This window comes from Marinococcus sp. LNHM4E3-1, from assembly GCF_056034405.1.
Window position 1 is genome coordinate 108,284 of record NZ_JBQLID010000002.1, and the last position, 17,626, is coordinate 125,909.

Below are 17,626 nucleotides of genomic sequence, written 5' to 3' on the forward strand. Positions count from 1 at the left end.
CCAGGACCGGGCCCTCACTCAGCGGTCTTTATCAGAAACCTGGCTGGCGTAGGAAACGGCTTCCTTCGAGCGGAGGGCCGCTCCTTTTGCTTTTTCTTTAAGCAGCTGATCCTCCTTCGAGAGGTAGTAGTCGTCGGCAAAGGAATTTTCCGGTTCTTCGAGTGTAAAATAGCATATGATAAAGCTTACGAAAGCCCCGCCGGCCAGAATGAAGAAAAACTGGCTCGGGGTGACGAACGTATAAAGCGTTAAATATACGCTTGCACCGATGCTTCCATATGCTCCGGTCATGCCGGCCACCTGTCCGGTGACCCGTTTTTTTACCATTGGAACCATTGCGAAGGTGGCGCCTTCGCCTCCCTGCACGAATAACGAAGTAAGGACCGTCATGAGGACAGCGAGTATTACCGGCCAGCCGGAGTTGATCATGCCCATGCCGCACATGCCGATCACGATGCCAAACATGTAAACGAGCATCACCTTGCGCCGGCTTCCAAGGCGGTCGGATAGTACACCGCCAAGCGGACGGGCAAGCAGGTTCACGAAGGCAAATGAAGCTGCAATAAGACCGGCTGTGGACGGTGTAAGGGAGAAGGTGAGCTGGAAGAACATAGGGAGCATCGATACAATCGCGAGCTCTGCACCGAAGTTGGCGAAATAAGTACTGTTCAGCGCTCCAACGTTTTTGAAATTGTATTGATCGTCTTTTGCTATGCCTTGTTTAATAATAGGAACGTTTACTTTGACGATCATATAGATTTGATAAATTAATACGATACCTACAGCTGTGAAAATGCCGTATACAATAGATGTGGAGATAAAGCCCATATCGAAGACTCTCCAGGCGCTAAGGGCTACGGCACCGCCGACAGGTATCGTCCAAAACATCAGTTGAGCCATGTCTTTCCAGGAGCTCACTTCCATGGCACCGGACCGCTTCGGTTTAATAAGCGTGTGACCTTCCGGTGTGTCGCGGACATTTAAATAGAAAACAATACCATAAATAAAGCAGATAACCCCGGTAAAGGCGACCGCGTATCTCCAGCTGTCATCGCCTCCGATAAGGGTAATGGCGAGCCACGGGAGAATAATAGCTCCTGCTGCTGAACCAAAATTGCCCCAGCCGCCGTAGATCCCTTCAGCAAATCCGACGTGCTTAGGCGGGAACCATTCTGCGATCATTCGGATACCGACAACAAAGCTTGCGCCAATACTTCCTAGTACAAGCCGACTGATGGCAAGCTGTGCCCAGGTGCTGCCGAATGCAAAAATAAATGTAGGCACCGCCATAATAATCAACAGTGTGGAAAAGACGACCCGCGGGCCAAATCGGTCGAGGAGTGAGCCGATAATGATCCGGGCCGGAATAGTCAGGGCTACGTTCATAATTCCGAGGGCGGCGATATGTTCAGTTGTGAGCCATCCAAGGTCAGCCATCATAGTGGTCGCGAGTGGAGCCATGTTGTACCAGGCGAAAAATGAGATGAAGAACGCAAACCAGCAGAAATGAAGAATTTTAATACGTTCATCCTGAAAGCGGAAAAGGTCTTTAATAGTCAAAAGGAGAACCTCCTAAGGTGGGGTAATTATTTTTGGTTTATTCAAAAAACAATTGACAGCTGACACTCGCATACTTATTTCTCAGGAAGTTCGCCGATGCGGGCAAAGAAGATTTATTTTAAAAGCAGATAAACCATGTTGTTTTCAATTCTTATATCATAGGAGGCGGTACAGCCTTCATCCGCTCCCTGGGCCTGTCCGTCGTTTAGGCTGATTTTCCAGTCGTGAAGCGGGCAGAAGACATGTTCTCCGCTGACAATCCCCTGGGAAAGAGGTCCTCCTTTGTGAGGGCATTTATTTTCCAGGGCGAAAATGGTGTTTTCTTTAGTCTTAAAAATGGCTATTGAAGTTTCTTCAATAATCACTTCTTTAGGAATATCGACCGTAATTTCATCGACAGTTGCTACAGCTACTTCTTTTTGTTTATCTACGCTATTCATCACTATTCCTCCCTCATATTAAACGAGCTCCACTTTACGCTGTTCAAACAGCTCCTGCTTTTTCTTTTCGTTATACGTAAGTTCCTTCCATGGGTCTTCCCCTTTATGCTCGAGGGCTACTTCCATGCGCTCAATTAAGTTTGCCCGTCCCTCTTCATCTTCGAGAACGACCGCTTTTACATGATCAAGGCCGACGCGTTCGATCCAGTGGGAGGTACGCTCGAGGTAGTGGGCGGACTCCCGGTAATACTGAAGAAAGGCACTGATAGAATCCAACAGCTCGTCATCACTGTTCATTTTTCCGAGCAGTTCGCCGCCCCGGAGGTCAACGCCGCCATTTCCGCCGACGTACATTTCCCAGTGCCCTTCAAGACCGACAATACCGATGTCTTTGATACCGGACTCCGCGCAGTTTCTCGGGCAGGCAGAGACGGCCATTTTTACTTTATGGGGAGTGTTGAGCCGTTCATATTTTTGTTCGATGCTCATACCCATCCCGATGGAATCCTGAGTACCGAAACGGCAGAAGTCTTCACCGACGCATGTTTTAACGGTGCGTATACTTTTTCCATAAGCATGGCCGGAAGGCATGTCGAGTTCTCCCCATATGGACGGAAGGTCTTCTTTTTTGACACCAAGCATGTCGATACGCTGGCCGCCTGTCATCTTAAGCAGCGGCACTTCATACTTTTCTGCGACATCGGCAATTTTTCGGAGCTGATCTGAATTAGTGACGCCTCCGTACATTCTTGGAACAACGGAATAGGTGCCGTCGTTTTGAATATTGGCGTGCACACGTTCATTGATAAAACGGGAGGAGTAGTCGTCTTCATACTCTTCTGGTTTCGAAACGCTCAGGTAATAGTTCAGGGCAGGGCGGCACTTGGAGCAGCCTTCAGGCTCCTTCCATCCCAGAACATTCATCACTTCGCGGGTATGGGTGAGCTGCTTAGTCTTTATTTCTTCAGTGACCTGCTCGTGAGAGAGATCGGTACAACCGCACAGCGGCTCCACTTCGGAACCGGAAGCCTCGTCGCCGAGCGTGGCATTCAGCAGGTCGGAAACGAGCGGTTTACAGCCGCCGCAGGAGCGTGAAGCGTTCGTATGCTGTTTGATTTCGTTGACGGAAGTCAGTCCTTTGTCATTAATGGCAGAAACGATATCGCCTTTACAGACCCCGTTACATCCGCAGACCGTTTCTTCGTCCGCCATGTCTACGACTGGACTCTCCATTGGCGCATTGCTTTCGGAAGGGAGGATAAGCCCTTTGCCAACGTCGGAGATGTCTTCTTTTTTATTAATCAGGTTCAAAAGCTTCGGTGAATCGGAGGTATCTCCGAATAAAACAGCTCCGACCACCTTGTTATCACGGATATTCACTTTTTTATAAACGCCATCAAAGTCGTCATGGACAAGCACAGATTTTAAATCTTCCGCTTCTCCAAATTCACCTGCCGAAAAGACATCCACACCTGAAACCTTTAATTTGGTTGATGTAAGAGAGCCCCGGTAGCCGGTCCCGGTTGGTTCCTTGGAGACGAGCCGCTCAGCCAGAATTTTTCCCTGTTCATACAATGGAGCTACCAGGCCGTAGGCAATGCCGTTATGCTCTGCACATTCACCAACGGCGTATACATCGGGAGCGCTCGTTTCAAGATAATCATTCACAACAATCGCGCGGTTTGTATCCAGACCGGAATTCTCTGCAAGGCTAATATTAGGACGGATGCCGACAGCGATAACAATGAGATCGGCGTAAAGTGATTCCCCGTCTTTGAAATGAAGTCCCTGGACGCGTTTGCGTCCGAAAATCTGTTCTGTCTGCTTTTCCATGTGGAACCGCATGCCCTGGCCTTCGAGCTCACGCTTCAGCATTTTGGAGGCGTTCGGGTCGAGCTGGCGCTCCATTAACTGATCCTGAATGTGGATTACTTCTGTTTCCATGTTTAGGTTCAGCAGGCCCCGGGCAGCCTCAAGACCGAGCAGCCCTCCGCCAATTACAGCTGCCTTTTCATATTTTTTGGAGGCTTCAATCATCGTTTCGGTATCTTTTATGTCCCTAAAGGCAATTACTCCTTCTTTGTCAGATCCGGGGATAGGGGGCATAAAAGGGTTGGAGCCGGTAGCGACGATCAGATGGTCGTAAGTACACACAATCCCCCCGGCGCTTTCCACCTGTTTGTTTTCCGTATCAATACGTTTGACCTCATCGCCTGTATGAAGCGTAATATTATGTTCTTCATACCAGTTGTAATCATTTAAAACGATATCTTTTAATTCACTGTCACCCTGAAGAACAGAGGACAGCAGGATGCGGTTGTAGTTTGGGTGCGGTTCCTTGCCAAAAACCGTAATTTCAAAACGGTCCGGCTCCTGCTTTAAAATTTCTTCAATGGTGTACATACCGGCCATGCCGTTGCCGATTAAGACGAGACGCTCTTTATTCATGAATGAATCCTCCTCAGATAATTTAAATAATTCTGACATTTTCACCGGTTTAAATGCCGGCCGGTGTTTTCACAGAAAACGAATTAAGGCTGTTTAACTGGTCTGTCATTTGTTCAGGCAGCAGTGAAGGATCTATATAAAACACATCTGCTTCATCTGAAGGGAAGGCCTCCTTATCAAAAATAATGTACACAGGAGAAGCAGTGGTTTGCTGTTCGCTTATCATCCGGTCAATGCCTGGCTTCAGCTGTTGATAGGAGGCATAATCGGGGACGAAAATAGTATCGATCAGCTCCTCTTCAAGCAGTCGTGAAAGAGCATGTTCGGTGTTTGATGAAAGGCCTCCGGCATCAATCGGCTGATTCGTATGGCAAATGGCGGCCTGCTCGTCCTGCAGATAATCTGTAAAATTCTGAAGCCCGGGACGTCCGGCGGTGAAGGCTGCAATGCTCCGCCCGGTTTTTTTACCCGGGTCAAACCACTGCGTTCTGGAGTGCATTCCGGTAACAGTGCCTACTACAATAATTGCCGGATTTGTAATCTTTTTTCTGTGAACGGCTTCTTCAAGCCCGGCGAGCGAAGCGGCGGTTGACTGCTGCCTGCCGTAGGTGCCCCACTGCACAATAAGAACCGATTCTTCGGGTGAGCGGCCTTGCTGGATCAGCTGTTCTGCGATCCATCCGGCGTGTTTGACGCCCATATAAAAGACGATCGTATCAGAACCAGCAGCAAGGCCGCCCCATTGAATATCGGGCATTCCGTCCTGCTGTTTGCCGTGGCCGGTCACCACGGTGTAAGAGCGTGAATGTTCCCGGTGGGTCAAAGGAACACCGGCGTAAGCTGGAGCAGCGCTTCCGGAAGTGACCCCCGGAATAATTTCAAAGCGGATCTGATGCTTTTGAAGCTCTTCGGCTTCTTCTCCAACTCTTCCAAAAACCCCCGGATCCCCTCCTTTTAAACGGACGACCCGGCTGCCGCGCCGGGCATGGACCCGGAGCTCGTGGTGAATGTCCTGCTGCCGGAGCGTGTGCCGGCACGGCTGCTTGCCACAGTATATAAATTTCGCATCAGGAGAAGCCTGCAGCAGGAGCCCGGGATGAGCCAGACGGTCATAAATAACCACATCGGCCTGTTGTAATTTGCGCAGCCCCTTAGCGGTGATTAATTCAGGGTCGCCCGGTCCGGCACCTACAAATGAGACGATTCCAGTATGATTACTGCCCATGCTGCACCTCTTTCCTTTTAATATGTACCTGCAGTATTTATTTTTCGACTACGAGTTTTATTCTAGGTAAAGCCAAAAGGTAATTCAGCATATGTGAAAGAAAACTTAACGTACTTTTTCCTTTTTTCGTACTTCTGAACTTTTTCATACGTGCACTGACGAATATTTGATAAATATAAGTGCGAAAACCACATTATTCTTGTGAGTAAATCTAACAATGGCTTTCCTGAGCCCCAAAGAATAAAGAAAAATTTAGACGCTCGTTAAAAATATGAATCAGAAATATAGGTATTTAGAACTTTTTTTAAAAATAAATTCATTAAAAAGTTTAGATCCATGAAGTAAAAGGTAATTTCAACTAAAGAAGTTATTCAATTCAGATGAGAAAGCGAGTGTTTGTCATGATTCGTACAATTTTAATGGTTATTGGAGCTATTGTTGTGATTGGAGCAATTCTCTCCTTAATTTAAGAAGAAATTGCTCAAATGATTACATTAAAGACCCTCTCCAGCCCAGCGAATTCATGACTGTTTATTTCCAGCTATTCATTGGAAAAGCATGAAGCCTTTGGCCGGATGAGGGTTTTTGCGTATAAATTAAATTTTCACGTTAAGAAAGGTGAGATACAGTGACCGACGCTAAAGATAAAGTTACGTACGGATTGATGGCCGCTGGCAGCCTTATTGGCGGAGCGCTTCCTCTAATCACTAAAGGGACGAAAAATAAACTTCAATCCTCAGAGGAATCTTCTGAGGAAGAAAATACTGATGAGCCAGCTGAAAACCAGGAGAAAGAAAAAAAGGCTCCCAAGCTTAAGCAGACAGCAAAAAAACCTGCGAATAAAGCAAAGCAGGCGAAAGATAACGTAAAGGAATCGGGCAGACAGCTGCAAGGCACCGTGGAAAATAAGAAGAAAAGCGCTGAAGATACCGCAAAAAATGCGGGTGAACAGGCGAAAGAAGCCGTTTCAGGAAAAGCTAAAGGAGCCAAACAGGCGGCTGACGCGAGCAAAGTTGTTTATAAAGGAAATAAAAAGGTTAAAGAAACTAAGGGCAGAATAAATGGAGTTAAAAATACTGTCGGCGAAAAAGTAGAAAAAACCGGCATGAAAATACAGGACCAAAAAAACGCCCAAACAAATGCCAATGAAGCTGAAAAAGCAGAGCAGCCAGGACAGGAAGCGGGCAGCGCTCCGAAAAAGGCAAAAAAAGTTTCTAAAAAAGCCGCGCGCCGGCTGACGGATGCAACAGGCCTTGAACAGAGCGCGGCTTCAGCAGAGCCGGGTGCAGAAAATGCGGAAGAGTCAACGCTAACGCAGGAGCTTGAGCGCCGACCGGAAGAAATGAACGAAGCTGAAGTGGATGCTTACCAATCCGGCAGTCAAAACGGAAGTAAAATGAACCACAGCCTGACGGACGTAATGGATACCGTGAACGATTTCTTTAAAAACTATGTAGCCGAGCCACAGCGGATTACTTCTACGGAAAAACAGGAGGGCCACTGGCTGGTAGAAATCGAAGCGTTGAATAAAGAAGGCAGAAAGTCTAAAAAAGAAACGTATCAGGTGCAGGTAGATGATCATTTAGAGGTGACCTCCTATAAGCGGGTAGATGGAAATAAATAATGCTTCGGTTTGAGGAGACCAAATTATGGCAAAAAAGATTTTATTAACTGAAGGCGGAAAATATGTCGATGGCTCAAAGCCAAAGGTAAGAAAAACGTTCTCCGTACCGGACGAAGCCTGGAAAAAAACGCACTTTTCTTCTTATTCCAAAGAAGCAGCATCCGATGATAAATCATCCGGGAAGCAATCCACTGATGAAGAAAAGAGCTCCGAGGATGATGAATCATTTTTGGACAAGGTGAAAAGCAGTGGCCAAAAAGCTGCTAAATGGGTTTCCTTTAATAAAACGAAAGAATTCCTTGATGAGCAGACAGAAGATACGTTCATTGAGCCTATTAAAGACACCGCAGAAGAAATCTCTGACTTGAACCCTGTAGAAACAACGAAAAACATGATTCAGGGCAATGCTAAAGAAGAACTGGTAAAAACAGCTACAAAAGGGGTGAAAAATAACCCTCAGGCTGCCAATGCCGTAGCTGCAGCCTATATGGGCAAAAAGTTTTTCAATACCCTGGAGAGCGCCCGTCTGGCAAAAGAACATGCGCAGGAAAAAGTAGAGGAAACAAAGAAGGCACTGGAAGGAAAAGGGGAAGAAGCCCAGGAAAAATTGCAGCAAGCTGTAGAGCAGGCTAAAGAAAAAGGCCAGGAAGCCCAGGAAAAACTGGGTGAAGCTACAGGGCAGCTGCAGGACAACGTCCAGGGCGGCTCCAATAAGTCCGGGAAAGGGGGCGGTAAAATCCTTCGATCGCTGCCCGAAAAAGGCTTAAGCGATCTAAAGGGAATGGAAGACATCAAGGGACCGTCGAACATCAAGACTTACAGCGAGTCCAGGTTAAGAAGCTATGATGAGGTCAAGGGCGTTGATGATATTAAGGGTATAAGCGAACTAAAAGGCTTATCTGACATCAAGAGCTACAAGGAATCGAAGCTGAAAAGCTACGATGACATCAAAGGCATCAGTGCCATTAAAGGAACAGAAAATATTAAGCATTATGATTAAGGAGTGAAAGATTATGGCAACAATTGAAAAAAGTACAGATTCTTCCAGCTTGGCAGAGGTTATTGACCGTATACTCGACAAAGGTATCGTTATCGACCTGTACGCCCGCATTTCTGTGGTAGGAATTGAACTAATCACAATTGAAGCACGTATCGTTATTGCAAGTGTTGACACTTGGCTCCGTTACGCTGAAGCAGTCGGACTGCTCCGCGACGATGTCCAGGGCGAAATCGATGAAGATGCAGACTCTAATGAGCGTGCCGGGCAGTTAAACTTTGCTTAAATTTCTCTAATCCCGTCATGCGTATGACTGCATGGCGGGATATATTTCTATTGGAAGAAGAAAGCGGGGACCACTATGAAGGAAGTAATGAAATCACTGAACGATTTTTTTGAAGAAAATTTAAAACCTCCATTTCGAATTACTTCGGTTTCCGAAGAAGAGTACGGCTGGTTTGCAGAAGTGGAAGTTATCGAAGAAGATGAGTATATGCAGAAGTACGGACATGACCAGCTTCTGGGTGTCTATGAAGTGAAGCTTAACAACAATCAGCAGGTAGGATCGTTTGAGCGAGTGAATCTGAGACCGAGAAGTGCTCACGTTGAAACGGCAGAAAGGAGATAGGTATCCATGGCGGCCAAACAATCAACGACAAAATCAAAAGAAACTACTGAAGAGAACCAGGGCCAGGAACTGAAAACCAGCAAAAGCGGCTCGTATAAACCTTTCTCCTCTGAAGAAGAAGGAGAAGAGCAGCCGAAAGAGCAGATTAAAGGCCCGGCGAAATCAGGTTCTTCGAGTGAAACTTCAGAGAAATCATCCGGACAGAACGAAAAAACGGACGATAAAGGAGAAAGTGACGAAGTGAATAATACCACGACCGCCAGCAAGAAAAATACAGCCAAAACCAAACAGACAAAAAAAGAAGCCGATGAAGAAGCAGCTCAACAGGAAGAGTCAGACGAGGCATCATTTGCCCCTATTAAAAGTGATATGTTTGAAACCATCCGTTCATTTTTCGAAGAAACGATGAACTCACCAGTCCGTATCACGGCTATTATGGACGCGGGAGACGGCTGGAACATTGAAGTAGAACTAGTAGAAGAAAAAGAGTATACGCAAAAATACGGAAGAGACCAGCTGATTGGGATTTATGAAGCCACGATGAACAAGGATCAAAAAATAACTTCCTATCAAAGGATGAACACTCGTCCGAGAAGTACTCCTTTTGAGAAAAAAGAGAGGTAAAAAATATGGCGACTACTAACGAAAGAAAGCAGCAGACTCAGAAAAAGTCATCCAACACATCGGGGAGCTCCAGAACGAATCAGCAAAAAGGGAGCTCTCAGAGCAGAGGGCAGTCAAAAAAGATCAATGCTCCTGCCACAGCGAATTCGAAGCAAACGACCTCTGAAGAACAACAACAGTCAAAGCAGCAAAAGATCCGTACGATTGATCAAATCGTAGAAACTGAAGAAATGCAGTCGATTTTAGAACGTTCCGAAAAGTATTTAACCTCTGGATATCCTGTACACTTTACAGGTGCAGCCGGAGTAGGTAAAACCACCCTTTCGTTTCAGCTTGCACGCCGGTTTAACCAGCCTGTCACGCTGTTAAACGGGAATGAAAGCCTCTCGAATACGGACCTTCTCGGCGGAAGAATCGGTTATACCAGTGACAAATTAATCGATAATTACGTCCGGAAAGTGTATAAACGCGAAGACCATATTACAGAACGGTGGAGCACCGGCCGTCTGCTTGAAGCAGTAAAAAATGGCCACACGCTCATTTACGATGAATTTACGCGTTCGCTGCCGTCTACAAACAATTTATTCCTTTCCGTACTTGAAGAAGGTATACTGCCGCTTTACGGCACTCAGCGTAACGAAAGCTTTATTACCGTGCACTCGAATTTTAAAGCAATTTTCACAAGCAATCCGGAAGAATATGCCGGTGTGCATAAATCCCAGGATGCTCTCCTTGATAGAATGATTACAATTCCGGTGGAGGATCCGAATAAGGAAGCCCAGGTTTCTATCCTGACAGAAAGAGCTTCCATCAGTGAAAAAGAAGCTGAAACCATTATTAAAGCACTGGATTGGGCGAAATCCACGAGCAGGGAAAACGATACGCATGTCCCAAGCTTCCGGCTCGCTGTTATGACTGCGATGTTAAGCTCGGAGCATGATGTTAAAATAGATGTAAAAAATGACGATTTTCAACAATTGTTTTTTGATGTGATGGGGCATTATTTCCTGGAAAATATTCAGGGAGAAGATGTCAGCGAAGCACAAAAAAGAATGAAGGAAGAGTTGAAAAAGGTCTAGGAGGCAAGTAACCGTGGGAATTTATATGTTTGGAGTTATTGAAACTACTGAAAAGCCTACCTTCGGCACCGTGGAACTCGAGGGAAAAGAGCGAAAAATCTATACCCTCCAGCGCGGGCAGGAAGCGATGGTGGTAGCGGAAGCTCCGATGCAGATTTATGATCCAACGAGGAAAAACCTGCGGGCTCATCAAGATACAGTGGCCAGAGTAATGGAAGAATACGATGTCATTCCGATGAGTTTTGGGAACGTCCTTGAGGACCAGAAAGAAGTCTTTGCTCTAATGGAAAAGCTGCAGGATCAGTTTGAAGAAATTTTTCCGAAAATCCGCGGCAAAATGGAAGTTGGACTTAAAATCATCGGAAAGAAAGAATGGCTGAATGAACAAATCCGCCAGGAACCGGGAATGGAAGACCTGCGCAAAAAAACGGATACGAAAGGCAAAAACGCCAGCTATTACGAGCGTATGCAGCTCGGAGAATCAGCGCAAAAATTCATGATCAGGCTGCACGAGCGCTTTGAGGAAGAGGTTTTTCAGCCGCTCGCAGAGATTGCCAATGCAGCTAAAAGTAACGAAGTAATCAATGAGCGGATGCTGTTGAATGCCGCTTTTTTAATAGATAAGGAAAACGAAGAAGCTTTTGATGCAAAAGTAAACGAGATTTTTAATGAATGGAATGAACACGCTGATTTCAAGTATACGGGCCCGTGGCCGGCCTACAACTTTATTGACCTGAAAATAAAAGCGGGGAACAGCGTATGATTCATAAATTATTTACCTGGCCGCTTGATACTGTCGTCTGGGCTGGTAAAAAAGTAAAGGAAGAGGCGGATAAGGAATATTTTGACGTCCGCCAGATTCAAAAGAAACTGGCCAATCTGCAGATCATGTACGAAATGGAAGAAATTTCTGAGGATGCCTTCACAGAGCAGGAGGAAGAGCTGCTGCAGCGGTATCGCAGAGCGAAGCAGATTGAACAGGAAGAATTACGGGAAGAGTTAGAGGAAAAGGATTAAAGGAGTGAACCGGCAGTGCAGACAAACTCGGGCGCTCCGGCTCTTTTGTATTTGTATGCCTTGATTCCCACCAGCGAATATGAGGAAGATCCTATGGAGCCGATGGAAGGTATGGAGCCGGACAATAATATCAGCTTTATTGAACATGGCAGTATCACTGCAGTAGTTACTCATGTTCCGGAAGAAGAATTTTCCCAGGAACAACTGCAGAAGAATGTAGAAAAAATGGAATGGCTGCAGGCTAAAGCCTTTCACCATCATGAAACGATGAACCAGCTGCATGATCGCTATACCACGATCCCGTTAAAATTCGGCACGATTTTCGAGCAGGAAGCAAATCTTGCGGAAATGATTGAAAAATACCAGGAGAGCGTAACGGCTCAGCTTTCTTATTTGGAAGGCAAAGAAGAATGGAACGTCAAAACTTACGCTGATCAGCAATTGTTCACTGAAGCCGTCGTGCAGAACAGCGAGGAAATTCAGGCGAAAGAAGCAGAGCTTGAAGCGATGCCGGCTGGCCGGCGCTTTTTTGAGAAAAAGAAAATGGACCAGTTCATTGAAGCGCAGGCAGACGAGCAAATTGAGAAGCACTGCCAATCGTTTCATGATGAGTTAGCTGCCTGGAGCGAAGGCACAGAAATAAAAAAGAATTGGGAAAAGCGTGTCACAGACCGGGAAAAAGAAATGGCTTGGAACGCCGTATACCTGATTCACTCGAAAGACCGGGAGGCGTTTATTCAATTAATTGAACAGCGCCAGGCAAAAGAAGAAGCAGAAGAGACCGGAATGGATTTAGAGTGTACAGGCCCGTGGCCGGCATTTCATTTCTCAGGCCTGACAGACAGGAGGGAGCAAAATGCCCCAGGACACTCTTAAAAACCGGGAAGTTTCCCTGCTCGATGTCTTGGACTCCGTACTAGATAAAGGGGTCGTACTTCAGGGCGATGTAACGATATCCATTGCAGGGATAGATCTTGTTTATTTGGATTTACGCGTACTGATCGCTTCTGTCGAAACCCTGCGACAGTCGGAATTGAAGACGCAGAAAGAATTTGTTTCTAATTCTTCAGAACCTTCCCAAGTCGAATAAAGGAGGCCGAACACAGATGGAAAATAGTAACCCGCAAGTAACACAAGCCCAGCAGCCGACCGGACGCATATCACTGGATCCCGACAAAGCAGAAGAAGGGCTCACCCAGCTGGTGATGACGGTGGTGGAGCTGCTGCGTGAGCTGGTGGAACGCCAGGCAATGCGCAGAGTTGAAGGCGGAGATTTAACAGAGGAACAAGTCGAGCAGCTTGGTGTAGCGCTCATGCAGCTGGAAGATAAAATGGAAGAAATGAAGGAAATCTTTGGCCTTACAGCGGAAGATCTGAACATTGATCTTGGACCTTTAGGGAACTTACTGTAAGCTTCAAAATAGGCTTGAAAGAAGGGAATATATTATGGCTGAACAACCTGTACAACGATCAGCACCCGATCACATGGAGAGACCGTCCGGCGGCCTTGTTGACATTCTGGAGACAGTATTGGATAAAGGTGTCGTCATTGCTGGAGACATTAAAGTAAATATTGCGGATGTGGAACTGCTGACCATTAAAATCCGCCTGGTCGTTGCCTCGGTAGATAAAGCAAAAGAAATGGGCATCGACTGGTGGGAAACAGACCCGCATTATTCGTCCAAGGCAAAAGGGCTCGAAGAAGAAAATCAGCGGCTGCTTGAACGGGTGGAACAGCTTGAAGAAAAGCAGCAGACTGAAAGCGAAGAGCAGCAGGCTACAGCACAGAATAAAAACAAAGCCGAAAAGTGAGGTGAACGCACGTGATTTTCCGTGACCTGTCTAAAGACATCGGCCAGCTGGTACGGGACCTGCAGAATCAGGACAAGTCGCAGGTTCAGCGTACAGAAGAACGCACGTTTGGAAAAGACGAAAACGCACCGAAGCTTCGGATGGAATATAACATGAAAGCAAGAACACTCCCGTCGAAGGAAGAAATGGAAGAATACCGAAAAGAAATCAAGCAGCGGGACAGGGATCGTCTGGAATAACAGATCCTGTCCTGCGTGAAAGCTTTTCCGGGGCGTCTGTTTTTCTCCGGAGAAGCGGTACATAGCTGTATTAATTAATAAAGGAGCTGGGCACATGGCAAAAGATAAAAAGCGGCGGAGCTTTTTAAAGAAGAAAAACATTGACGAATCAACGTTGAAGGACCGATTAAAGCGCCTGAATCCGCGGGCGAAAAAATATGCGAAAGACCCAAAAGAAACGGAAAAACTGCTGCGGCAGGCAAGAGAAAAAGCGGACGAAAACCAGAGTCCGCTGAAAAACGTGTGGCAGGAGCTGCAGCTGATGCTTGAAATGCTTCGTGCCTGGTGGAAAAAAGAGTACCAGCATGCGCCCTACAAATCGATTGTAGCCATCATTGCAGGACTGATCTATTTCGTTTCTCCCATCGATTTGATTCCGGACTTTCTCCCGGGCGGCCTGATTGATGACGCAGCGGTTATTTCGTTTGTGTTCAAGCAGGTACAAAAAGACCTCGATGACTTTAAAGAGTGGAAGCTGCAGCGTGATAATACGATTGATGCAGATGAATAATATGAAAACACCAGCATTTAAGGATGTTGGTGTTTTTTATCTTTCTAATTGCTGCAAAACATATGAAAAAACATTTGATAAAATTTTGCATTGAAATTTGAAAGCGCTTCCTGTAGACTGTTGTTAATTAGTTAGATCGATCTACTTATTGGATCGATCTAATAAAAAGGCGATAATGTATGCGCTTACTAATATGGGGAGGCGTAAATGTGAAGAAAATGGGGTTAGGTTTAACTGTGGCCGCTGGAGCATTTTTAATTTCCGGCTGTTCTCCAGAAGTTTCTGGAAATCAAAGTGATGAGCCAAAAAAAATGAGATTGGCTGTAGCAACTTCAGAAGACAGATCGTTAACACAGGGATTATATGAGTTTCAAGAAATTGTGGAAGAAGAAACTAATGGCGAAATAGACGTTGAAGTTTATCCGAGTGGAGTGCTTGGGGGCGACCGGCAGGTATTGGAGGGCATGCAGCTCAATACAATTCAGGGAACCACGGTCTCTACTGGACCGGTAGCGCAGTTTGCACCTATTTTTAATCTTTTTGATCTGCCTTATTTATTCGAGGACCGTGAAACAGCTCATGAAACGCTGGATAGTTCTATCGGGGAGGGTCTACTGGAAGAATTACCGGAGCAGAACCTCGTTGGACTTAACTATTGGGAAAATGGTTTCAGGCAATTAACAAACAGTCAACGCGAAATCGATTCTTTGGAAGATGTACAGGGGCTTGATATCCGGACATTGGAAAATGATCTGCACCTGCAGCTTTGGAGTGAACTCGGAGCGAATCCGACACCGATGAGTTACACAGAGCTTTACGTAGGGCTGGAGCAGGGAACGGTAGATGGCCAGGAAAACCCGGTAGGAAACGTAGTGAATGACAACTTTTATGAGGTGCAGCCATATTTAACGGAAACTAATCACGTGTATAATGCGAGCTTGTTCGCCCTTAGTAAGCCTTTTTGGGATTCACTGTCCGATGAAGAAAAAACGATAGTGGAGGAAGCGGCGGACGAAGCAAAGGAATATCAAAGAGATTTGAATGAAGAAGAAAGCGAAGAAGGAATTGATTTTCTGGAAGAGCAGGGAGTGACGGTGACTGAATTATCGGATAGTGAAAGAGAGAATTTTGCAGAAGCAGCCCAGCCGGTATATGACACCTTTACGGAAGAGCACGGAAGTGAAGAATTGGATCGTATTAGAAACCGGGCTGAAGAAGCTGGAAATTAACAGAGCAGGAGGTGAAGCAGGATGAAAATAGTCAAATGGCTGGACCGCCATATCGAAGAAGTTCTACTAATAGTTCTAAGTACAGTAATGCTTGGAATAATTGGTGTTCAAATTTTCATGAGGTTTATCCTGGGGAGTTCGCTTGGCTGGTCGGAGGAACTGGCGCGGTATTGCTTCATATGGCTGGTTTTTGTAGGAGTAAGCTATGGAGTAAAGAAACAGCGTCATATTAAAGTAGATGTTGTATTGCTGTTGTTAAAGGAAAAAGGAAAAGTTGTACTCAACATGGTATCAAATATCATCTTTTTGCTTTTTGCAGTAAGTATTGCAGTATACGGTTTAGGCATTTCCTTTCAAATATTTGGGTGGGGGCAGCTCTCGCCTTCATTAGGTGCTCCAATGGGAGCGGTATATCTGGCTGCTCCTGTAGGGATGCTGCTTACGGCTGTTCGTATTATGCAGCAGATTATTAAACAAATAAAGTATCTGAAGGGACACAATGTAGACGAAAGAGAAATCATAAGTGACCGTATGATGGATAACTATGGTATAGAAGAGGAAGAGGCAATGCCAGAGCAACGATCCGCATCAGGTCAGTATAAAAAGAAAGGAGAGGGAGTATGACAGCTACAGTACTTTTTGGAAGCTTTGCAGTCCTGCTGGCGTTAAGTGTACCGATCGGAATAGCATTGGCGATTGCTTCATTGATTGTGCTAATAAGCACCCAGGTGCTGCCTCCAGAATTTCTTGCTCAATCACTAATAACTTCTGTGGATTCCTTTGCCATAATGGCAGTTCCGTTTTTTATCCTGGCCGGAGAGGTTATGAGTAAAGGCGGTGTGTCTGCGCGGCTTTTTCATGTAGCCGAAACACTTGTTGGTAATAAAACCGGTGGCTTTGCCATGGCCACAATTATCACCTGCATGTTTTTTGCGGCTATTTCCGGTTCGGGGCCTGCCACTGTAGCAGCTATTGGAGGAATCATGATCCCCTCAATGGTACGAATGGGATATGATAAAAAATTTGCTACTGCGTTAGTAGCTGCAGCTGGTTCTTTAGGGGTAATCATCCCTCCAAGTATCCCAATGGTAATGTACGGTGTTACTGGTGGAGCTTCGGTAGGAGACTTATTTATAGGGGGGATTATCCCGGGCATTGTGGTAGCAGCCGGTTTAATGGTCTATGCCTTTTACTATTCCAAAAAACAAGGGTACGTGGGGAATGGTGTTCCCTTTGACATAAAAGAGTTTGGCAGGTCAGTTTGGGATGCCAAGTGGGCTCTTTTAATTCCAATCATTATACTCGGAGGAATATACGGTGGTATTTTCACTCCCACAGAAGCTGCAGCGGTAGCTGCCATTTATGGTATTATTGCAGGAATGTTCTTATATAAAGAATTGAAAATCAAAGACATGCCTAAAGTAATGGCTGATGCAGCCTTGACTACAGCTACAGTGTTGATCATTGTAGGAGCAGCTACTGCTTTTGGCCAATTGATGACTATCGCACAAATACCAGGCCAGATCGCTGACTTCTTACTGGGTATATCTAATAACACTATAGTTATTATTTTACTTATCACCCTGATTTTATTGATTATTGGCTGTTTCATGGATACTCTGGCCGCCATCATTATACTAACCCCGCTATTGCTTCCTATCGCGACAGAAATTGGTTACGATCCGGTGCATTTCGGTATTATTATGGTCGTCAATCTGGCGATTGGCTTTATTACACCGCCTTTAGGAGTGAATTTATTTGTAGGCTCAGGAATATCAGGTCTTTCAATGCAGTCATTATCCAAAGCGGTCTTACCGTTTTTCGTTGCCATGCTGGCAACGTTGATGATTATTATCTTTATTCCACAGCTGACCACAGTATTCCTCGGAGAGTAAAGGAGCAAAATAATGAGAGAAGTTATTGTAAACATTGACAGCAAGCAGACTATCAGTGAATTAAGTAATTTGCTGCAGCCGTTCAAAGCGGAGGTTTATTTAAGAAAAGCATCAGAAGGTAACGTACAGGAAATTAATTTGAAAAGCTTTTTAGGGCTTGTGTCAACTCGTTTGGAAAATGGGGAAAGAGTTTATCTTTTAGCAGAAGGTGAAGATAAAGAAAAAGCCCTGGACGCCGTAGAAGAGTATTTATCGTAAA

The 17,626-nt window shown here is 45.6% G+C and carries 22 protein-coding genes; 18 read left to right on the top strand and 4 right to left on the bottom strand.

Annotated features, from left to right (window positions below):
• Positions 1–18: 18 nt before the first annotated feature.
• The 4 genes from ACTRXI_RS02605 to cobA form a co-directional block, all read right to left on the bottom strand.
• Entirely contained in the window at positions 19–1,560 is a 1,542-nt protein-coding gene (locus tag ACTRXI_RS02605; protein ID WP_474260939.1) for an MFS transporter, read from the bottom strand.
• 113 nt (positions 1,561–1,673) lie between these two features.
• Positions 1,674–2,000 (bottom strand): nitrite reductase small subunit NirD, encoded by a 327-nt coding sequence (gene nirD / locus ACTRXI_RS02610; RefSeq protein WP_474260940.1) that lies wholly within the window; start codon positions 1,998–2,000, stop codon positions 1,674–1,676.
• Between the two features lie 18 nt (positions 2,001–2,018).
• Entirely contained in the window at positions 2,019–4,448 is a 2,430-nt protein-coding gene (gene nirB, locus ACTRXI_RS02615) for a nitrite reductase large subunit NirB (RefSeq protein ID WP_474260941.1), read from the bottom strand.
• A gap of 49 nt (positions 4,449–4,497) precedes the next feature.
• Entirely contained in the window at positions 4,498–5,673 is a 1,176-nt protein-coding gene (gene cobA / locus ACTRXI_RS02620; protein ID WP_474260942.1) for a uroporphyrinogen-III C-methyltransferase, read from the bottom strand.
• Between the two features lie 628 nt (positions 5,674–6,301).
• On the opposite strand from cobA, the gene ACTRXI_RS02625 reads away from it, so the two are divergent.
• The 18 genes from ACTRXI_RS02625 (at position 6,302) to ACTRXI_RS02710 (ending at position 17,625) form a co-directional block, all read left to right on the top strand.
• The gene (locus ACTRXI_RS02625) at positions 6,302–7,297 is read left to right on the top strand and encodes a hypothetical protein (protein WP_474260943.1); all 996 of its coding nucleotides are present in this window, start codon (positions 6,302–6,304) and stop codon (positions 7,295–7,297) included.
• Positions 7,298–7,322: 25 nt separating this feature from the next.
• The gene (locus ACTRXI_RS02630) at positions 7,323–8,297 is read left to right on the top strand and encodes a hypothetical protein (protein ID WP_474260944.1); all 975 of its coding nucleotides are present in this window, start codon (positions 7,323–7,325) and stop codon (positions 8,295–8,297) included.
• 13 nt (positions 8,298–8,310) lie between these two features.
• A complete protein-coding gene (gene gvpA / locus ACTRXI_RS02635; RefSeq protein ID WP_022794406.1) occupies positions 8,311–8,580 on the top strand; it encodes a gas vesicle structural protein GvpA in 270 nt (89 codons plus the stop codon).
• A 39-nt stretch (positions 8,581–8,619) separates the two neighbouring features.
• Positions 8,620–8,922, top strand: a complete 303-nt coding sequence (gene gvpO, locus ACTRXI_RS02640; RefSeq protein WP_474261138.1) for a gas vesicle protein GvpO — start codon at positions 8,620–8,622, stop codon at positions 8,920–8,922.
• Positions 8,923–8,928: 6 nt separating this feature from the next.
• Entirely contained in the window at positions 8,929–9,546 is a 618-nt protein-coding gene (locus tag ACTRXI_RS02645) for a gas vesicle protein GvpO (RefSeq protein ID WP_474260945.1), read from the top strand.
• 5 nt (positions 9,547–9,551) lie between these two features.
• Positions 9,552–10,625: a gas vesicle protein GvpN gene (gene gvpN, locus ACTRXI_RS02650; protein WP_474260946.1), complete on the top strand. Its 1,074-nt coding sequence runs from the start codon at positions 9,552–9,554 to the stop codon at positions 10,623–10,625.
• A 13-nt stretch (positions 10,626–10,638) separates the two neighbouring features.
• Positions 10,639–11,388, top strand: a complete 750-nt coding sequence (locus ACTRXI_RS02655; protein ID WP_322526667.1) for a GvpL/GvpF family gas vesicle protein — start codon at positions 10,639–10,641, stop codon at positions 11,386–11,388.
• Complete coding sequence (locus ACTRXI_RS02660) at positions 11,385–11,642, top strand: gas vesicle protein GvpG (RefSeq protein ID WP_079475234.1); 258 nt, start codon at positions 11,385–11,387, stop codon at positions 11,640–11,642. Before ACTRXI_RS02655 ends, ACTRXI_RS02660 begins: the two co-directional genes overlap by 4 nt.
• 15 nt (positions 11,643–11,657) lie before the next feature.
• The gene (locus ACTRXI_RS02665; RefSeq protein WP_474260947.1) at positions 11,658–12,518 is read left to right on the top strand and encodes a GvpL/GvpF family gas vesicle protein; all 861 of its coding nucleotides are present in this window, start codon (positions 11,658–11,660) and stop codon (positions 12,516–12,518) included.
• A complete protein-coding gene (locus ACTRXI_RS02670; RefSeq protein ID WP_319630721.1) occupies positions 12,499–12,732 on the top strand; it encodes a gas vesicle protein in 234 nt (77 codons plus the stop codon). Before ACTRXI_RS02665 ends, ACTRXI_RS02670 begins: the two co-directional genes overlap by 20 nt.
• Before the next feature lie 16 nt (positions 12,733–12,748).
• Positions 12,749–13,054 (top strand): gas vesicle protein K, encoded by a 306-nt coding sequence (locus tag ACTRXI_RS02675; RefSeq protein WP_474260948.1) that lies wholly within the window; start codon positions 12,749–12,751, stop codon positions 13,052–13,054.
• 73 nt (positions 13,055–13,127) lie between these two features.
• Positions 13,128–13,454, top strand: a complete 327-nt coding sequence (locus tag ACTRXI_RS02680) for a gas vesicle protein (RefSeq protein WP_474261139.1) — start codon at positions 13,128–13,130, stop codon at positions 13,452–13,454.
• 11 nt (positions 13,455–13,465) lie between these two features.
• The gene (locus ACTRXI_RS02685; protein WP_298784765.1) at positions 13,466–13,693 is read left to right on the top strand and encodes a hypothetical protein; all 228 of its coding nucleotides are present in this window, start codon (positions 13,466–13,468) and stop codon (positions 13,691–13,693) included.
• A 94-nt stretch (positions 13,694–13,787) separates the two neighbouring features.
• Positions 13,788–14,243, top strand: coding sequence for a YkvA family protein (locus tag ACTRXI_RS02690; protein WP_462867864.1), 456 nt, complete (start codon positions 13,788–13,790; stop codon positions 14,241–14,243).
• 218 nt (positions 14,244–14,461) lie between these two features.
• The gene (locus ACTRXI_RS02695; protein WP_474261140.1) at positions 14,462–15,472 is read left to right on the top strand and encodes a TRAP transporter substrate-binding protein; all 1,011 of its coding nucleotides are present in this window, start codon (positions 14,462–14,464) and stop codon (positions 15,470–15,472) included.
• A gap of 21 nt (positions 15,473–15,493) precedes the next feature.
• Positions 15,494–16,096: a TRAP transporter small permease gene (locus ACTRXI_RS02700; RefSeq protein WP_474260949.1), complete on the top strand. Its 603-nt coding sequence runs from the start codon at positions 15,494–15,496 to the stop codon at positions 16,094–16,096.
• The gene (locus tag ACTRXI_RS02705; RefSeq protein ID WP_474260951.1) at positions 16,093–17,367 is read left to right on the top strand and encodes a TRAP transporter large permease; all 1,275 of its coding nucleotides are present in this window, start codon (positions 16,093–16,095) and stop codon (positions 17,365–17,367) included. Before ACTRXI_RS02700 ends, ACTRXI_RS02705 begins: the two co-directional genes overlap by 4 nt.
• Before the next feature lie 12 nt (positions 17,368–17,379).
• Positions 17,380–17,625 carry an HPr family phosphocarrier protein gene (locus tag ACTRXI_RS02710; protein ID WP_322526676.1) on the top strand — a complete coding sequence of 82 codons (246 nt, stop codon included), beginning with the start codon at positions 17,380–17,382 and terminating at the stop codon, positions 17,623–17,625.
• The last annotated feature ends 1 nt before the right edge of the window (position 17,626 follow it).